Origin of the sequence: Prosthecobacter sp. (assembly GCF_044232965.1) — a bacterium.
Classification (GTDB): Bacteria; Verrucomicrobiota; Verrucomicrobiia; order Verrucomicrobiales; family Verrucomicrobiaceae; genus Prosthecobacter.
Genome location: NZ_JBIIKX010000002.1, coordinates 60,323 through 78,827, shown reverse-complemented (window position 1 = coordinate 78,827; position 18,505 = coordinate 60,323). Strand labels below are relative to the sequence as shown.

Below are 18,505 nucleotides of genomic sequence, written 5' to 3'. Positions count from 1 at the left end.
GCACACGCTTGGGGCGGTCCGCAGCACAAAGATGGCGGTGCTGTGTCGGCAATTTTGATCCCGAAGGGATCGAAGAAGGTAGCCGGGGGTAAGCTCGCGCAGCGAGCGCCACCCCCGGAACACGAAATAACCGTTTTTTGCCCAAGGGCGCATCCTGAAGGAATGCGAGAGGTGTTCGCAGTCTGCTCGTTGACGTTCAGCGGTCGCAGACTTCTCGCATACCTCCGGCATGCCCCCTTGAGCAAATGTGTCGTCGATCTCCATCCAGGGGCGGCATCTGCTGCGCAGATTTGCCCCTGGCTACCCTCTTTGATCCCTCCGGGATCGAAGGGCAGGCAGCTCTTTTCACGCAATGAAGCGACTTCGGCGGTCGTTTTGGCTGCCCGATCATGATATCCCGACTCGCACTCCTCCTCGCCAGCCTCGCGCTGACCGCTCACGCGGAACTGAAACTCCCGGCCATCATTGGCGACAACATGGTGTTGCAACAGAAGCAGGCGAATCCGATCTGGGGTTGGGACACGCCTGGCACCGAAGTGTCGGTGACGTTCGCAGGCCAGACGAAGTCCGCCAAGGCCGATGAGAAGGGCAAATGGACCGTAAAACTCGATGCGGTGCCCGCGAATGCGAAACCAGCGACAATCACGATCAAGGGCAGCAACACGCGTGAGCTGAAAAACGTGCTCGTGGGCGAGGTGTGGGTCTGTTCGGGCCAGTCAAACATGGGTTTCAACCTCGGCAGCACCTGGGATGCTGATTTGGACATCGCGCAGGCCAAGTTTCCGCAGATCCGCCTCATCTCGGTGCCACAGGTCGGCACGCAGGAGATTCAGGACGACTTCAAAGGCCAGTGGGAGGAGTGCAGCCCGACGAATGCGGGCCAGTTCACCGCCGTGGGCTATCATTTCGGCCGTGTGCTGCATGAAATGCTCGGCGTGCCGGTCGGCCTGATCGACAACGCTTGGGGCGGCAGCGCATGCGAGGCCTGGGTGAAGCGCGATGTGCTGGAAAAAGACCCGCGCTTTGCCTCCATCATCGCGAAGTGGAAGCAGACCGAGGCGACCTTCACGCAGGCGGCCTTCGACAAGCAGGTGGCGGATCACAAGGCCAAGGTCGATGCCTGGGCGCTGGCGCGGAAAGAAGCGCTCAAGGCCGGCAAGCTGTTCACGGCAAATCCACCGCGTGCGCCGCAGAATCCGCTGACCGGTCAGCATCGTCCGGGCAATCTGTATGCGGGCGTGCTGCATCCGACGATTGGTTACGGCATCAAGGGCGCGATTTGGTATCAGGGCGAATCAAATGCCAGCCGCGCGAAGGAGTATCGCGAGCTGTTCCCCTTCATGATCGAGCATTGGCGCAAGGAATGGAAGCAGGGCGATTTCCCCTTCTACTGGGTGCAGCTCGCCGACTTCAAGCCCTACCAGACCGAACCCGGAGACAGCGACTGGGCCGAGCTGCGCGAGGCGCAGACGCTCACCATGAGCAAACTGCCGAAAACCGGCCAGTGTGTCATCACCGACCTCGGCGAGGCGAATGACATCCATCCCAAAAACAAACGCGATGTGGCCGAGCGCCTCGCGCGCTGGGCCTTGGTGCAGGATTACGGCCAGAAGCTGCCCTACCACAGTGCGGAGCTGAAGGACGCGAAGTTTGACGGCGGCAAAGCACTGCTGACCTTTGATCACGCCCCATCCGGTCTGCGCACGGTCGATATTGACGAGCCTCAAGGCTTCGCGATCTGCGGCGAAGACAAAAAGTGGGTGTGGGCGAAGGCCAGCATCCTCGGTGGCTCGAAGCACGGCACAAACCAGATCGAAGTGAGCAGCCCCGCCGTGGCCAAGCCCGTGGCCGTGCGTTATGCCTGGTCCGACAACCCGGTCTGCAACGTCTATTCTGCCGAAGGCCTGCCTGTAACGCCCTTCCGCACGGATGACTTCCCGATGATCACTGATCCGGCGAATCCGAACAGCGTTGAAGCGCAGAATGCCAAGCGTGCCGAAGAGTTGAAGAAGCTGATGGAGGCGAGGAAGAAGGCCGGGAAGAAGTGATTTCCCTTCAGCCGGTCAATATTTCATCACCAAACTTGTGTTTGGAGCGGCGGGACGCGTATGTTTGGGGCTTCCCGCCACCTGCATGAACATCCGACCGCTCCTGACTCTTCTCGTCCTCGCCGTGCTGCCGCCAGTCATGGCGCAACCGGCCCCGGAACCCCCCACGGCGAGCCAAGCCATTGATCTCAGCTCGGGAGCCTGGGACGGTGTGGTGAACATCGACGTTTCGGTGCTGTTTCCCGATTACCGCGAGCCATGGAACGCGGGACAGCCGAGCGGCGGCAGCGGGACAGGTTTTCTCATCGGGAAGAACCGCTTTTTGACGAACGCGCACGTCGTCAGCAACGCCACGCGCATTCTGATCCGTACCAGCAACGACCCGGAGCCCCATCCGGCTAAAATTGTTCACATCGCGCATGATTGCGATCTGGCGCTGATCGAGGCGGAGGACCCCGCACACTTTGAAAAACTCAAGCCGCTCGATTTTGGCGGCATTCCGCAGCTCAACACCGAGGTGATTGCCGTCGGCTACCCGATTGGTGGGGACCGCATCTCGGTGACACGCGGCGTTGTTTCGCGCATCGACTTCCGGCCTTACAGCCATACGAGTGTTGATTCCCATCTCGCCATTCAGGTGGATGCGGCCATCAATCCGGGAAACTCCGGCGGTCCGGTAATGCAGGCGGGCAAGGTGGTCGGCGTGGCCTTCCAGGGCTTTAGCGGCCGGGTGGCGCAGAACGTGGGCTACATGATCCCAGTGCCGGTGATCAAGCGCTTCCTCAAAGACATCGAAGACGGTCGCTACGACCATTATGTGGATCTCGCGGCGAGTGACTTCCCCATTGAGAACCCGGCGCAGGCCAAGGCGCTGGGCACCAATGGCGGCGGCGTGGGCGTGATGGTGGCCGATGTCGAGCCCGCCGGCAGCGTGGGCGAGATTTTGAAGATCGGCGATGTCATCCTGAGCATCGACGATAATCCAGTGCTCAACAACGGCCTCGTCCGCTTCGAGGGTGAACTGATGGACATGAACGAAATCGTCGAGCGCAAGTTCGCCGGGGACAAGATTAAGCTGGCCTTCATGCGTGACGGCAAGAAGCAGGAATCCACTGTGACGCTGAAGCGTTTCGATCCTTATGTGCGCCTGGGAGCCACCTACAACCAGCGTCCGCGTTACGTCGTCTTCGCCGGACTGGTGTTTCAACCCATGGACCGCAACCTGATGGACGCCCACCAGATGCGCGATAGCACGGTGAACTATGTCTTCGACAACTTCCTCACCGACAAGCTCTACGTCGAGCGCCCGGAACCCGTGGTGCTCACCAGCGTGTTGCCGGACGAGGTGAACACCTGGCTCACACCCTATGCCCACAGTATCGTGGACGAGATCAACGGCGTGAAGATCAAATCGCTCAAGGATGTGAAGACCGCACTGGAGAAAAAAGACAAGGCCTTCATTGAAATCCGACTGCTGGAAAAAAGCCGCCCGCTCGTGCTGAAGCGTGAGCTCGCCGAGGCCGCGCACCCGCGCATCATGCAGACCTACAACATTAAGGGAGATGCCTTCCTCGGTGAAGAGTGAGCCCAACGACTTGTCCTGAAACCTTTCGCCACGACGATCTCATGAAGCTTTTCGCCTCCTTCCTCCTTCTCGCTTTCAGCGCCACCTGCTTGCATGCCCAGGCTCCCGGCCCGGCGGTTCCAAAAAAGAAACGTGTGCTCGTGGCTCCTGCCACAGCCGCTGCGGCACAGCCAATCGTGCAAAACAGCTCGCTGGTGAAGGTGAACGCCACCTCCCAGGCCTACAATCTGCATCTGCCCTGGCAGAAAGAGTCCCCCAGCGGCCGTCGCGGCCTCGGCGTTGTCCTGGCTGGCAATCGGGTGCTCGTCACTGCCCAGATGGCGGCGGACGCGACTTACCTGGAGCTGGAGTTGCCGGAAAGCGGCCAGAAAATCCCCGCGAAGGTCGTGGCGGTCGATTACGAGGCCAATCTCGCGCTGCTGGAATCCCCGCCTTCGGACAAGCAGAAGGCGTTCTTCGCCGGATTGAAGCCCATGAGCATTGATGCCAGCGCCCGCATTGGCGACGCGGTCTCCATTCTTCAAACCGGCCGTGTGGGCGAGTTGATCGAAAGCCCGCTGAGCATCAGCAAGGTGATGTCACGCCGCTACATCGTCGAAGGCTCCGGGTTTCTCGTGTATGAGGCCACCGGTATCATCCGCAGCGAGGCGAACAGCTTCACGTTACCGGTGGTGAAGGGCAGCAAGCTCGCCGGGCTGCTGCTGAGCTACGATTCAAAAAACCAGGTCACCACCATCCTGCCAGCGCCGATCATCGAGCACTTCCTCAAAGACGTGGCCGATGGCAGTTACGAAGGCTTTCCAGGCCTCGGCATGGAGTTGCAGGCCACGCAGGACGAGCAGTTCCGCGAGTACCTCGGCCTCAAGCCCAACGAACCCGGCGTGCTGATCAGCGCCGTGGTCAAAGGCGCCTCCGCAGAGCAAGCGGGCATGAAAAAAGGGGACATCCTGGTCTCGATCAACGGTTTCACCATCGACTCCCGCGGCGACTACAAAGACCCGCAGTACGGTGCCCTCAGCGCCGGCCATCTCGTGCGCGGACGCGCCTATGTGGGCGACAAGGTGGAGATCAAAGTCATCCGCGAAGGCAAGGAAGTGACCTTGAACGGCACGCTCAGCCGCAAAAAGCCCGAGGACCACCTCGTGCTGCCTTATCAGTTCGACCGCGGCCCGCGCTACGTTCTGGTGGGCGGATTGCTCTTCCAAGAGCTGTCACGTCCGTATCTTGACGCCTTTGGCGAGGAGCAGCGCAGCGGCGCCATCCTGCGCCTGGCCCGGATCGCCACCCATCCTGAAAAATATGAGGAGGAGGGACGCAAGAAGCTCGTCTTCCTCAGTCTCGTGCTTCCCACGCCCGGCGCCCAGGGTTACGACAAACTCGGCGGCCAGGTGGTGAACAAGGTCAACGGCAAGGTCATCAACGACCTCAACGATCTCGCCGAGGCCTTCAAAAGTGCCAAGGAGACATGGCACGTCATCGAGCTCGACGACTTCCCGCACATCCTTCACCTCGATACCTTCAACGCCGAGCGCGACAACATGCGCCTGCTCGGCGGCGCTTATCGCATCGGCAGCCTGAAGCGTCTGGAGTAGCGAAAGCTGCAGATCATTTCACCGCGCCGATCAAATTTTGCAGTCGACTCACCTGCGCCTTCAGCAGCGTGATCTCCGCCTCCATCCTGGCACGCCAATCGGCATCTGAGGCGCTTTCATTCACAGCAGAAACCTCCACCGGGCTTGAAACCATCGTCGCAGCAGGCGTGCCCTCCACCTCGCCGCAGAACAGGTGCATGAACTGCGCCACGCGCTGCCCCGGACCGGCGGGCAGGCACTGCACGAGCGGTCCCTCCTTGTAGCCAATCAATTCCGCCAGCGTGTTCTCCACGCCCGGCATGTCCTCAAAGGTGTACAGGCGCTCCGTGCGCTGCCGCAGCTCACCGGCGGTCTGCGGCCCCCGCAGCAGCAGCATGCACAGCAGCGCCATGTGCGGGCGCTCCAGGCCCGGCAGGCGGCCTTTGAGATTGTGGCGGTATTTCACCGCTCGACCGCCCACGATGGTCACCTCGAACACATAGCCGTGAGACTTCATCGACTCCAAAGCCCGCAGCACGGTGCGCTCGTCGTAGCGCACGATGGGTTCGCGGTTGGTCGTCTGATTGCAGGCGGTGACCAGCGCGTTCAGCGTCATCGGGTAATAATCCGGCAGCGTGATTTCCTTCTCCATCAGGCATCCCAGCACCCGCGCCTCCTCAGAGCTGAGGGTGAACAATAGGGCGGGGGTGACGGATTCGGCAGACATGCGTGCGGCGATCATGCCGTGCTTCAACAACCGCGCAACTTTCTCTGAATAGACGCCCAGGACCGCCGTCGAATCCCGCACCTATGAAACGGAAACTCCTCACCGCCGTCGGTGCGCTCCTTCTCGCCACCGGGCTCTCCTCCTGCTACGTCTATGACGATCCGCTGACCTGGAGCACTCCCTACAACTCGCCAGTATATCGTCCCAGCTATTACCCACGTTCCTATGGCTACCCTACCCGCAGCTACGGCTACAGCAGCTATCGCTCGTATTCGCCTCGCTTCAGCTCCCATTCCCACTGCGCCCCGCCGCCTCCTTCCTGCGGTCCGGGCGGCTTTGGTGGCCACCGTTGGCATTGAACTGTGATCAAGGCTGCTTATTCGCCGGAGCAGCCTTCTTCTTTTTCACATAATCCGGCCACTCGATCTTTTTCCCTTCGCTACCGGTGAAGGTCCACGCCGGCCAGGCTGGTGATTCGGCCTTCACCTCGGTGTATTTGGCTTCGAGCAGGGCTTTCATCTCCGCCAGCTTGGCGGGTTCGCTTGCGGCGAGATCGTTCTTCTCGCCGATGTCGGTTCGCAGATTAAAGAGCATGAAATTCTTCAGCGCTGCCGCTTTGAAATCGCGCTCCTCCTGCTCGGTGATGTCGTTGCCGCGTGGCGACGGTGTTTTGTCGAGCGTGGCGAGGATTTTCCAGTCGCCAATTCGCATGGCGACCTTCGGATCGCCGCTGGCGCGGTTGAAATGCCAGTAGAGCGGTGTCTTGCGCTCGACCTTGCCGCCTTCGAGTGCCGGCAGCCAGCTTGCGCCGTCGATCACACGATCCTGCGGTGCCTGGAGTCCGGTGACGGCGCAGATCGTCGGCAGAAAATCGACATGGCAGATGGGCTCGTCACTTGTCATGCCAGGCTTGGCTTTTCCAGGCCAGCGCAGGATGCCCGGCACGCGGATGCCGCCCTCCCACATGGAGCCTTTTTTGTCGCGCAACGGCCCGGCGGAGCCATAGGGGTGCTGCGCGGTGATCGCGGGGCCGTTGTCACTGCTGAAGAGCACGAGCGTGTTATCACGCAGACCGGAATCGTCGAGCTTCTTCATCACGCGGCCAAACGCATCATCCATTTGAGTGATGTTGCCATGATGCGCGCTGTAGGCAGGATCGTCATGCGGATAAAGCGCGGTGTACTTCGCGTCGGAGGCGATGGGCTCGTGCGGCTCATGAAAGCAGACGTAGAGGAAGAACGGTTTCGCCTTGTCGCGAGAGTCGAGCCAGCGCAGGGCCTCATCGGCGACGAGATGCGCGGCGTAGCCTTCGAGTTTGCCGACCTCCTTGCCGTTGCGCACGAAGTTGTCCGGGTTGCGGTGATTGGGATACGCGTTGTTCTGCGTGGAGAACCAATGATCGAAGCCGTGGTCGCCCGGCTGCGGCTGCGTGGGCTGGTTGAACTCGCCGTTCATGTGCCACTTGCCGCTCTGGCAGGTCGCATAGCCTGATTGCTGGAGCAGTTTGGCGATCGTGATCTCGCTGCGCCGCACATGCACCGGCGAGTCTTCGGGGATCCAGTTGCGCACGCCCACACGCGTCGGTGTGCGGCCCGTCATCAGCGCCGTGCGCGAAGGCGAGCAGTTCGCATGCCCGGCGTAGCAGCTCGTGAAACGCAGCCCCTCGCTGGCAAAGCGGTCGAGGTTCGGCGTCCGCACGTCCTTCGCGCCAAAACACGCCAGATCGCCGTAACCGAGGTCATCCGCCAGCACGAGGACGATGTTCGGGCGTTCCGCAGACGAGATCGTGGCAAAGACCAGCGTGAGGAGAAAGAGCAGCGGTTTCATGGCTGCTGAGAACGTCCTCAGCGCGACGCTTGTTCCACCGGAATCATCCGCCACTCGCCTTCCGCCAAGTCACCGAGCTCATGCGGGCCAAAGCGTTCGCGGTGCAGCTTCTCCACATGCCAGCCCTGGCTGGCGAACATGCGTCGTACTTGATGATAGCGCCCTTCGGTGATCGTGAGGCGTGCGGTTTTCGGCGAAACAATCTCCAACTTGGCCGGGAGACACGGCTTCTCCTCGCCCCGCAGCATGAGATCGCCCTTCGCGAAGATTTCCACGAGCTGCGGATCAAGCTCACGGTCGAGTTCAGCCAGATAAACTTTCTCCACCTCCGCTTTGGGCGAGGTGAAACGATGCACGAGGCCGCCGATGTCCGTCATGAGCAGCAGCCCGCTCGTGTCCTTGTCCAGGCGGCCCACACTCGTCACCACCGGATTGCGGTCCGGCCAGTGGGAGGGCAGCAGTTCATAAATATTCGGCCCTTCATCCGCGCTGTGCGTGCAGGCATAGCCCACCGGTTTGTGCAGCATGGCCAGCAATCCCTCGGGGGCTTCGAGCGGCAGGTCATCGACGGTGATGAGCGCTGAATCGACGCGTTGATCCGACCGCTTCAACACCACGCCCCCCTGCTTCACACGGCCTTCTTTCACGAAGGCCATGGCCTCGCGGCGTGAGCAGTAGCCGAGGGAGGAGAGCAGTTGGTCGAGGCGGCGCATGGCATGCAGTGCCATCAGGGATGCAAAGCGCAAGCCCGTCAGCACTTTCAAGCAAGCAGCCATGACCACGCGCGTGCTCATTGGTCAGTTGGAAGCGCCGCGAAAGAATGTTGCCACAACGGCCGAATGAGTTCACCACCATGAAACGCCGCCTGCTCCTTGCCACCCTCTGTGCCGCCTCGCTCATCCACGCCGCCGAGCCCCCGGAAGGCTTCCAAGCCATCTTCAACGGCAAAGACCTCACCGGCTGGCATGGATTGAATCCACACAGCGTCATGAAACTCGAAGGCGAGAAGAAAGACGCCGCGCTGAAGAAGATGCGCGAGGAGTTTCCGACCAACTGGCGCGTGGAGAACGGCGAACTCGTGAACGACGGCCACGGCCCCTACGCCACCACGGACGCGGAGTTTGGCGACATGGAATTCCTCATCGAATACAAAACGGTGCCGAAGGCCGACAGCGGCATTTACCTGCGCGGCGTGCCGCAGGTGCAGATCTGGGATAAGAGCCAAGTCTTTGATCCTGCGAAACCTACGCGTCGCCCACACCTCGGCTCTGGTGGCCTCTTCAACAACACACCCGACACTCCCGGCCGCGATCCCCTCGTCATCGCGGACAAAGACTTCGGCGAGTGGAACAGCTTCCGTATCCGCCAGATCGGCGCCCGCACCTGGGTGTGGCTGAATGACAAGCTCGTCGTCGATGGCGCCCCGATGGAGAACTATCCCGATAAAGCCATCCCCTACCCCGCCAAAGGCCCCATCATGCTGCAAACCCATGGTGGCGAGATCCGGTGGAGAAACCTCTTCGTTCGCGAGATCGGCGCCGATGAGGCGAAGAAGATCCTCGCTGAGGCGGACGTGAAGAAGTAAATCGAACTTCCAAGTCCGATTTCAAGCTTTGCAACCCTGCCAGGGAACGAATTCTGAAGTTCGTTTTACGCTGTCAGCCCTGATGCCGTCGGCGGAATTCCTTCGGCGTCATGCCGGTGCGTTTGCGGAACTGCTGGGTGAAGGCGCTTTGGTCGCAGAAGCCGTGCTCGAGCGCGACATTGATGATCGGCGCGGACGTTTTGGCCAAAGCCTCGGCGGCGGACTGGATGCGTGTGCGCAGCAACAGCTCGTAGGGGCTGAGTCCGAGCGCGGCGCGGAGCTTACGATGCAAATGGCGCTCGGAGACACCGGCGGCACGGGCGAGTTCGGCGGTGGTGATGACCTCGTGGCAGTGCTCGCGGGCATACTGCACGGCGGCAGTGACTTCGCGCACATCGTGGTGGCGCATGCGGTCCTCATCACGCCGCGTGATGCCCATGACGCCGATAACCTTGCCGCGCCTGTCACGCACGGGCAGCTTCGTGCAGAGGAACCAGCTCAGGTTGCGCTGCTCGTCATACCAGACTTCGAGGCGGTTGATCAGCGGCTTGCCACTGCGGATGACTTTCTGGTCGTCCTCGCGGTAGGCTTTGGCGACTTCAGGCGGGAAGAATTTCTCATCCATCGCACCAACGAGCTCACGCTCGCTCTTGATGCCGAAGCGCTCAAACGTGGCGCTGTTCGCCGCGATGTGCCGCCCCTGGTCGTCCTTCATGAAAAAGAACACGCCTGGCAGATGCTCGAAGATCGCCCGCACTCCCTGCGGATCGGCGATGCGGTCGAAGAATTCGGCTTGGAGGCGTGGCAGCGGCATGGCCGGATTTTAACAAAGATTGGCAGCCTGTCACCAAACGAGGAGCGCCTAGCCTGAGTATGTGGTAGAAGCCATTTCTTCTTTGTCCGCCATGCATCTCCGCATTCTCACCCTCCTCGTTCTCGCCAGCGCCGCATTCGCCGAAACGAATCCGACTTACACCTTCCCCATCCAGGCCAAAACGCCGGAGGAAGAGCTGAAAACCATCCAGTTGCCGGATGGCTATTCGTTGGAGCTCGTTTTGAGCGATTCGCTTATCAAGGAGCCGATGGCCATCGCCTTCGATGGCGATGGCAAGATGTACGTCGTCGAAATGCGCACCTACATGCAGGACATTGATGGCACGGACGAACTCACGCCGAAGAGCCGCATCTCGCTGCATGAATCGACGAAGGGTGACGGCGTCTTCGACAAGCACAGCGTTTATATGGATAACCTGCTGCTGCCTCGCATGGTGCTGCCGCTGGATGATCGGGTGCTCGTCGGCATCACCAACACCAATGACATCACGCTGCATCGCGATGCGAATGGGGACGGCGTGGCCGATGAGCAAGCGTCCTGGTATGTCGGCGGACCTCGTGGTGGAAACATGGAGCATCAACCCAGCGGTCTCGTGTGGGGCTTGGATAACTGGATCTACACCACCTACAACGGCTACCGGCTGCGCTGGGCTGGCGAGAAGCAGCCTGCACTCAAAGAAAACACCGCGCCGAATGGTGGCCAGTGGGGCCTGGCTCAAGACGACTACGGCAAGATGTGGTGGAGCAATGCCGGCGGCGAGAAAGGCCTGTGGAATTACCAAGCGCCCATCCTTTATGCCGCGATCAATGTGAAGCAGCAGAAGAGCGAGAAGTTCGACACCGTGTGGCCGATCGTCGCGCTCGGTGATTTCCAGGGTGGCCCCGGACGTTTCCATTCGCCGGAGGACAAGCGCTTGAATCACTTCACAGGTTGCGCCGGACAAACCGTGTATCGAGGTGATCGCCTGCCAAAGGAGCTTTATGGCAACGTCTTCCTGCCTGAGCCAGTCGGTCGTTTGATCCGCCGTGCCACGGTGGAAATCAAAGACGGCATCACCACGGTCGCGAACCCGTATGAGGAGCAGATGAGCGAGTTCATCCGTAGCAGCGATCCGAACTTCCGCCCGCTTAACATGACCACCGGCCCTGATGGTTGCCTCTACATCGTCGATGCGTATCGTGGCATCATTCAGGAAGGCAACTGGGTGAAGCCGGGCAGCTTCCTGCGCGGAGCCATCGAGCCCACCGGCATGCAGCACGTCGTCGGCCATGGCCGCGTGTGGCGTCTTGTTCACAAGGATTTCAAACCCGGCCCGCAGCCGAAAATGATCGGCGAAACGCCTGCGCAACTCGTCGCGCATCTCACGCATCCAAATGGCTTCTGGCGTGATACCGCGCAGCGCATGCTCATCGTCAAAGGCGACAAGTCCGTCGTCCCCGCGCTCGTTTCGCTGCTCAAAAACGACAACCATCTCGCTCGCTTGCATGCGCTTTGGACGCTGGAAGGCCTCGATGCCATCACGCCCGAACTTTTGCGCAGCGCCATGAAGGATGAGCACGCGCAAGTCCGCGCCAGCGCCATCCGTGTGACTGAGTCGCTCCTCAAAAAAGGCGACACCACTTTGATCGCCGACATCAAAGCTCTCAGGGCCGACAAAGACCCCACCGTGGTGCTCCAGACGCTCTATACCGCTAAGCACTTCAATTGGCCCAAGTGGAAAGACGAGGCACAGATGACGCTCATGACCTCAGCCAGCCTCGGCGTGAAGGAAATCGGCGCGCAGTTGCTCGTCGAGGCACCGCAGATCAGCGGCAGCTTCACCAAGGACGAAAAGAAGCAGCTTGAGCGTGGCCAGGAGATCTTCCGCTCGCTTTGTTTCGCCTGTCACGGCTTCGACGGCGCGGGCATGCCCATCGCTGGACGCGAAGGCGCCACGCTCGCCCCGCCGCTCGCCGGATCACGCACCGCTGTGCAGGGCGATGCCATCGTGCGCGTCATGCTCAATGGTCTCGCTGGTCCCATCGACGGCAAAACCTACGAAGCCGCCATGGTCACCATGGCCACCAACAACGACCAATGGATCGCCGATGTCGCCAGCTACATCCGCAAAGCCTTTGGCAACAGCGGCAAGCTCATCACCAACAAGGAAGTCGCCGCCCTTCGCAAAGAACTCGGCAAGCGCACCACGCCCTGGACCATCGAAGAACTCCGCGCCCTCTACCCGCAGCCATTGCCAAATCGAGCCGCGTGGAAACTGACCTCCAGTCACAACGACAGAGTAGTCGCCAAAGCCATCGATGGCGACATCGCCACCCGCTGGGACACTCGTAAGCCGCAGAGCCCCGACATGTGGTTCCAGATCGACCTCCCCGAGGCCACCGACATCACCGGCCTCATCCTCGACGCCGGCAAATCCCGGAACGACTACCCGCGCCAATACAAGATCGAACTCTCCACCAATGGCACCGAATGGGAAAAGCCGACGCTCCAAGGCAACGGAGAGGCTGGCGTCATCGACTACCTCCTCACCAAGCCCACAAAAGCCAAATCCATCCGCATCTCCCAGCTCGGCGAGGCGAAGGGAACTTTCTGGTCCATTCACGAGCTTCAGGTGCTCGGGGCGGTGAAGAAGTGATCTTGATTCACAGATTTTCGACACCGCGATAGCGCCCTGGAGTGTGCTGGCCCTCCAGCGCTTTCGAGTGTCGCTCGGCCTGCGGAAAGCTCCGCACTCCAGGACGCTGGCGCGACATTCCACGCTGATTTCATCATCGTTAGCACATACTCCCGGAAGGACGTGTCACGAGAGCGTTACATGGCCTGCGCCTTCCCGAACAAACACAGCTCATCACACCAGCAAATCCTTCACCACATGCCCGTGGATGTCGGTAAGGCGGTAATCGCGGCCTTGGAAGCGATACGTGAGACGTTCGTGATCAAAACCGAGCAGGTGCATCACCGTGGCTTGGAAGTCATGCACGTGGACTTTGTTCTCGGCGACGCTGAAACCGAGTTCATCCGTGCTGCCGTAGTCGAATCCAGCCTTCACACCACCGCCGGCCATGAACAGCGTGTAGCAGTCCGGGTAGTGATCGCGGCCCAGCACCTTGCTGGCAGCGGTGCGGCCTTCGCGGAAGGGCGTGCGGCCGAATTCGCCGCCCCAGATGACGAGCGTGTCGTCGAGCAGGCCACGCTGCTTGAGGTCTTTGATCAAAGCGGCCACCGGTTTGTCGGTGGCGGCCATTTTTTTCGTGAGGCCGTCCTCGATGCCATTGTCCGGCCCGGTGCCGTGGAAATCCCAGCCCCAGTCGAAGAGATTCACGAATCGGACGCCTTTCTCGATGAGACGGCGCGCCAGCAGGCAGTTGTTGGCAAAGCTCGATTCACCCGGCTTCGCGCCGTAGGCTTCGATCACATTTTGTGGCTCCTTCGAGATGTCCATGACTTCGGGCACGCTGGTTTGCATACGGAAGGCCAGCTCATACTGCGCGATGCGCGTCACCGTCTCAGGATGTCCAAACTCCGCGACCTGCTGCTGATTCAGCGCTTGGAGCGCATCCAGCGTCTTGCGACGCATCTCGCGGTTCATGCCCGCCGGATCGCTCACGAACAAAACAGGATCGCCCTTGCTGCGACACTGCACGCCTTGATACACGCTCGGAATGAAGCCGCTGCCCCAGCAACCTTGCCCACCGCTCGGCTGCGTGCCGCTGGAGATCAGGCTCACAAAACCCGGCAGATCCTGATTCTCCGTGCCGAGACCGTACGTCGCCCACGAACCCATCGACGGACGTCCCTGCCGCGCATGACCCGTGAACAGCAACAGTTCTGCCGGAGCGTGATTGAACTGATCCGTGTTCATCGAGCGGATCATGCACATCTCGTCGGCGATCGTGTGAAAGTTCGGGCACGCATCGCTCATCCACATGCCTGCCTTACCGTAACGCGCAAACGTGCGCGGCGTGCCCATCAGCTTCGGCACGCCCGTGGTAAAGGCAAAGCGCCGTCCTTTGAGGATCGAGTCCGGACAATCCTGCCCGCTGCGCTTCACCAGCTCCGGCTTGTAATCAAACAGATCGAGATGCGGCGGCGCACCGCTCATGTGCAGGTAGATCACGCGCTTCGCCTTCGCCGCGTGATGTGACTTCCGCGGCAGCATCGGATTCGCCGCCTGCGGCATCGCCGCGGAGTCCTGCTGCATCGCGTGCAACGCAATCGCGCCCAGGCTGAACTGCCCCGCATTGCCCAAAAAAGTGCGCCGCGTCGTGAGCTGGAGTTTGTCGTGGAGAATGGGGTTCATAAAACAATCGGTGAAGGTTAACGGCGCATCAAAAACTCATCCAAATTCATGACCACGTTCGCCACCGCGGTCCAGGCAGCGAGTTCGACGACATCAGCACCGGCTTCGACGGGTCCCAGCGGCTCCGTGACCATTTTCGTGGCCGCAGCAGCATCCGCACGATACATCGCCACGCTCTCAGCATGCAATTGGGTCAATGTGGTCAATTCGGTCACACTAGGTTCACGCGCCAGACACAGCTTAAACAGCCGTGATAGCCGCTCCGGCTGCGTTTTGGCCTCTCGAACAAGCCGCCGCGCCATCGCCTGATGCGTTTCGAGGAAGACGGGGTCGTTCAGCGTCACGAAGGCCTGCAGCGGCGTGTTCGTGCGGCTGCGTCGGATCATGCAGACTTCGCGATTACCAGCGTCGAAGGTGGTGAAGCTCGCATACGGCGAGTTGCGCCGCACCTCGGTGTACAGGCTGCGGCGATGGCCGTCTTCACCTTTGCTGACTTCCCAGTCGTTGCTGCGACCAAAGGCGGTGCTGAGGCCGACATTCGGTGTCATCGGCCGAACGGGCACTCCATACATTTTCTCTGAAAGCAAACCGCTCACCGCGAGCGCCTGATCTCGCAGCAGCTCGCCTGTCGGACGAAAACGCGGCCCGCGTGCCAGTAAACGATTGTCAGGATCGCGCTCGTTGAGTTCAGGTGTGGATTTGGAGCTTTGCTGATAGGCCTGACTGGTGATCATCAGCTTGAGCAGGTGCTTCATGTCCCAACCACTGTCCATCAGCTCGGCGGCGAGCCAGTCGAGCAATTCGGGATGAAACGGCAGATCACCCTGACTCCCAAACTCCTCGCTGCTGCGCACGATGCCGGTGCCGAAGATGCTTTCCCACAGGCGATTCACCGTCACGCGAGCCGTGAGCGGATTGTCGCGGCTCACGAGCCATTTCGCCATCGTGAGGCGATTCTTCGGCTCCGCACCCGGCAACGGATGAAACACCGCCGGCGTGCCCTCGCTCACTTCATCGCCGAGCGACTGCCAGTTGCCACGAAGCTGCACTTTCGTCACGCGACGCTGCTTCGGATCGAGATCGCGCATGATCGGCACCGTCACCGGCTTCATCGCCGCGAGCTCTTTGTTCGCCGCGGCGAGCCGCGTGCGCTCGGCGGCGGATTCCTTCGCGATGTTTCGCACATAATAATCCGCCACGACCTGTTGCTGCTCCAGCGTGCGTTTCGGCTGCGCCAGCGCGGCGATCACATTCGCGGGAATCTTCGCTGCCTGCTGCACGCGGGCATCGCCAGTGAAACTGAGTCGGAAATTACCGAGCGTGTGCTGCTTGAACTCGCTCTTCTGCTCCAAAGTCACGCGCAGCTTCGCACCCGCAGGCACCACAACGGGCGAGTTTGTCAAAAGCGTCAGCGTGTGCGGCTTTTCATGCGCACCACCAACCGCCCAGCCCTTGCTTTTCGCTTCGAGGAACTTCGTGGCCTCAAAACCGCTCTGCGAGAAATCCGCGAGCGCCGTGGTGAAGCTCAAAGCGACAGGTCCACTGATCGCGAAGGCCTTTTCCTTCTCCGGCGCGGGCGTCGGCTCGCTCTTCCACAGAATCTGGCGCTTCTCATCGAGCAGCACGATGCGGAAACCATCAAGGCGCTTGCTGGCGCCGCCATCCGTGCGATTCCACACCACCACGCGATCTACCGGGCTCGCGGCTTTCAGATCGACCTCCCACCACGGATCGTTGTCGTTCCCGCTCGTGTGGGCGACGCTGCCGTTCTTGTATTCGCCGCTCGTGTTGCCGTCGTTGGCGCGTTTCGCCGCGGCGTCCTGATACTGGCTGCTGTGACTCGCCACGCCCTTCGGCGCGATATTTTCGGCAGCGCTGAAAACCTGAACTTCGGCGAGTTGGAGCATCTTTTTCTCACCCGGCAGCTCCACGCGCACGAATCGAGCCTGCGGAGCCGCTTTGGCATCCGGCGGCACGACCTCGGCCTTGAGGCTGGTGAGCACAAAATTGCCGAAACCTGCCTGCGGAGCCGTTTCGAGCCGCAACGCGCTCAGTTTGTCGCCCGTGAGCGTCACTTCGACCGTGTAGCTCGCCGTGTCCTTGTTTTTCGCGATCAACACGTGGCCGTCGTTTTCGATCTTCGCGTCGCTTTCGCTGACTCTGACGGGCTTCGGACTCTGCCAGCCCAAATCCCGCGCAAAACCACGATCCCACGCATCAAGCCCCGCGAGCCATTTCGCGTCTGGTTTCGTGAATTTCGACTCCAGCGTCGCGATCTCGGCTTTGAGGGCTTCGCGTTGTTTTCTCAGCTCCGGCGTGTCAAAGCTGTGCAGCGGCACCTCGTCCTTTTTGTCGCTGTCGGCGCTTTGATTCAGGAAGGCGTAGAACTGGAAATACTCGTTGATCGTGATGGGATCGTATTTGTGCGTGTGGCACTGCGCACAGGCCATCGTGGTGCCCATCCACACCGCAAAGGTCGTGTTCACGCGGTCGATGATCGCCGCGTTGCGGAATTCCTCGTCGTCGGTGCCGCCTTCATTTTGCGTCATCGTATTCCGATGGAATGCTGTCGCGATGAGTTGGTCGTCCGTCGGATTCGGCAGCAGATCGCCCGCGTTTTGCTCGATGGTGAACTGATCGAACGGCATGTTCGAGTTCAGCGCCCGGATGACCCAGTCCCGGTAGGCCCAGATTTCACGCGGTTGGTCGCTGGGATAGCCGGAGGAGTCGGCGTAGCGCGCGAGATCGAGCCACTGGCGTGCCCAGTGTTCGCCGTAGCTGGGTTTGGAGAGATAGTGCGTCGCGACGTCGGACAGGTCTGACTTGTCGGACGAAAAGCGTTGCAGCTCCTCCAGCGTCGGCGGCAGGCCGGTCAAATCGAGGGCGACGCGGCGGATGAGCGTGGCGCGGTCCGCCGCAGGAGAAAACTTCAGCCCTTCCTTCTCCAGCCGCGCCGCCAGAAACGCGTCGATCGGATTCAACTTGGAACTCGGCGTCGGCACCTGTGGCCTCACGACCTTTTCATAGCTCCAATGCTTCCCCCACTTCGCGCCCTGCTTGATCCACTCTTTGAGAAGCGCCACCTGCGCGGGGGAGATCGTCTTGTGCTGCTTCGGCGGCGGCATGACCTCGTCGGGGTCTTTCGACACAATGCGCTCGATGAGGGCGCTCTTGTCGGGATTTCCAGGCACCACGGCGATGACGCCATCGTTGTTCTTCTTGGAACTCGTTTCGTCATCCAGCCGCAGACCGGCCTCGCGCTTCTTTTCATCGGGGCCGTGGCAGAAGAAACAGTTCTCCGACAGGATCGGGCGGATCTGCTTGGAAAAGTCGATCGGCTCCGCGAGCGCGGAGGAAACAAGGGCAAGAGTGACGAGGGGGCGGATCACGCAATGTCATACGGCTGAGAAAGCCCGATCTTGACCGCGAGCGGGATTCTTCATGCCGCGTGGGCGGCGCAGCCTGGCCGTCCTGGCCGCTCATTGCCCCCCGGCGGAGTCGTAGATCAGGTCCGTGTCATTCAGGACCAGGTAGCTCATGGCCCGTTGGATTTCCTCGTCACTCATCGCGGGGAGTTTGAAGACGCGGTTCTTGAAAATGCCCCGGCTGGGGGCGCTGCCGGTGCGCAGGTTGCCCACCGTGGCCTCCTCGTCATCTGCCACGAAATACGGCGCTCCGGCGGCCCCGGCCATGGCGGCCATGTTGGCGATTTCCTGGGCGTTGCGCCTGTCCCGTTGTTTCTCGGCCTCCTGAGAGAGGCCGTTGCCGAACGTCATCATCGCCAGGCTGCCGAGGATGCCCAGAATCATGATGGCCAGCAGCAGCTCCACCAAACTGAGCCCCGACTCGACCCTGCGGACTTTGGGTCGGATGAAAGCCGCAGTTTGCATGCCTGAATTGTTTCGGCAGAGCCAGACGACCACAATAGTTCGGTCATTCAGTTTCCTTTGAACATGGGTTGGCCTCTACACCGCCGCCTTGACCCCTCTTGACCTTTGACGGCGTAGCCCTCCGCTCCATACTCCGC

At 60.9% G+C, this 18,505-nt stretch carries 13 protein-coding genes; 6 read left to right on the top strand and 7 right to left on the bottom strand.

Annotation, left to right across the window (positions count from 1 at the left end; translation table 11 throughout):
• Positions 1-389: 389 nt before the first annotated feature.
• The 3 genes from ACILSI_RS01240 to ACILSI_RS01230 all read left to right on the top strand — a co-directional run bounded on the left by ACILSI_RS01240 (position 390) and on the right by ACILSI_RS01230 (position 5,225).
• Complete coding sequence (locus ACILSI_RS01240) at positions 390-2,048, top strand: sialate O-acetylesterase (protein ID WP_395720013.1); 1,659 nt, start codon at positions 390-392, stop codon at positions 2,046-2,048.
• A gap of 85 nt (positions 2,049-2,133) precedes the next feature.
• Positions 2,134-3,633 carry a PDZ domain-containing protein gene (locus ACILSI_RS01235; RefSeq protein WP_395720012.1) on the top strand — a complete coding sequence of 500 codons (1,500 nt, stop codon included), beginning with the start codon at positions 2,134-2,136 and terminating at the stop codon, positions 3,631-3,633.
• A gap of 41 nt (positions 3,634-3,674) precedes the next feature.
• Positions 3,675-5,225 carry a PDZ domain-containing protein gene (locus tag ACILSI_RS01230; protein ID WP_395720011.1) on the top strand — a complete coding sequence of 517 codons (1,551 nt, stop codon included), beginning with the start codon at positions 3,675-3,677 and terminating at the stop codon, positions 5,223-5,225.
• A gap of 13 nt (positions 5,226-5,238) precedes the next feature.
• Here ACILSI_RS01230 and ACILSI_RS01225 read toward each other — a convergent pair whose 3' ends face one another.
• Entirely contained in the window at positions 5,239-5,931 is a 693-nt protein-coding gene (locus tag ACILSI_RS01225) for a YceH family protein (protein ID WP_395720010.1), read from the bottom strand.
• Between the two features lie 83 nt (positions 5,932-6,014).
• Here ACILSI_RS01225 and ACILSI_RS01220 point away from each other — a divergent pair, with 83 nt between their 5' ends.
• On the top strand, positions 6,015-6,290 hold the full coding sequence (locus ACILSI_RS01220) for a hypothetical protein (RefSeq protein ID WP_395720009.1): 276 nt from the start codon (positions 6,015-6,017) through the stop codon (positions 6,288-6,290).
• Positions 6,291-6,297: 7 nt separating this feature from the next.
• On the opposite strand, the gene ACILSI_RS01215 is transcribed toward ACILSI_RS01220, so the two are convergent.
• A complete protein-coding gene (locus ACILSI_RS01215) occupies positions 6,298-7,758 on the bottom strand; it encodes a sulfatase (protein WP_395720008.1) in 1,461 nt (486 codons plus the stop codon).
• A gap of 17 nt (positions 7,759-7,775) precedes the next feature.
• Entirely contained in the window at positions 7,776-8,471 is a 696-nt protein-coding gene (locus ACILSI_RS01210; protein ID WP_395720007.1) for a pseudouridine synthase, read from the bottom strand.
• A gap of 140 nt (positions 8,472-8,611) precedes the next feature.
• Here ACILSI_RS01210 and ACILSI_RS01205 point away from each other — a divergent pair, with 140 nt between their 5' ends.
• A complete protein-coding gene (locus ACILSI_RS01205; RefSeq protein WP_395720006.1) occupies positions 8,612-9,343 on the top strand; it encodes a DUF1080 domain-containing protein in 732 nt (243 codons plus the stop codon).
• Between the two features lie 73 nt (positions 9,344-9,416).
• Here the strand turns inward: ACILSI_RS01205 and ACILSI_RS01200 are convergent, their stop codons facing one another.
• On the bottom strand, positions 9,417-10,157 hold the full coding sequence (locus ACILSI_RS01200) for a helix-turn-helix domain-containing protein (protein ID WP_395720005.1): 741 nt from the start codon (positions 10,155-10,157) through the stop codon (positions 9,417-9,419).
• Positions 10,158-10,248: 91 nt separating this feature from the next.
• Between ACILSI_RS01200 and ACILSI_RS01195 the strand changes: the two genes are divergently transcribed.
• Positions 10,249-12,813, top strand: coding sequence for a discoidin domain-containing protein (locus tag ACILSI_RS01195; RefSeq protein ID WP_395720004.1), 2,565 nt, complete (start codon positions 10,249-10,251; stop codon positions 12,811-12,813).
• A 213-nt stretch (positions 12,814-13,026) separates the two neighbouring features.
• On the opposite strand, the gene ACILSI_RS01190 is transcribed toward ACILSI_RS01195, so the two are convergent.
• The 3 genes from ACILSI_RS01190 to ACILSI_RS01180 form a co-directional block, all read right to left on the bottom strand.
• Positions 13,027-14,478, bottom strand: a complete 1,452-nt coding sequence (locus tag ACILSI_RS01190) for a DUF1501 domain-containing protein (RefSeq protein WP_395720003.1) — start codon at positions 14,476-14,478, stop codon at positions 13,027-13,029.
• A gap of 17 nt (positions 14,479-14,495) precedes the next feature.
• Entirely contained in the window at positions 14,496-17,867 is a 3,372-nt protein-coding gene (locus ACILSI_RS01185) for a DUF1553 domain-containing protein (protein WP_395720002.1), read from the bottom strand.
• A gap of 90 nt (positions 17,868-17,957) precedes the next feature.
• Positions 17,958-18,368 carry a type II secretion system protein gene (locus ACILSI_RS01180; RefSeq protein ID WP_395720001.1) on the bottom strand — a complete coding sequence of 137 codons (411 nt, stop codon included), beginning with the start codon at positions 18,366-18,368 and terminating at the stop codon, positions 17,958-17,960.
• Positions 18,369-18,505 lie beyond the last annotated feature (137 nt).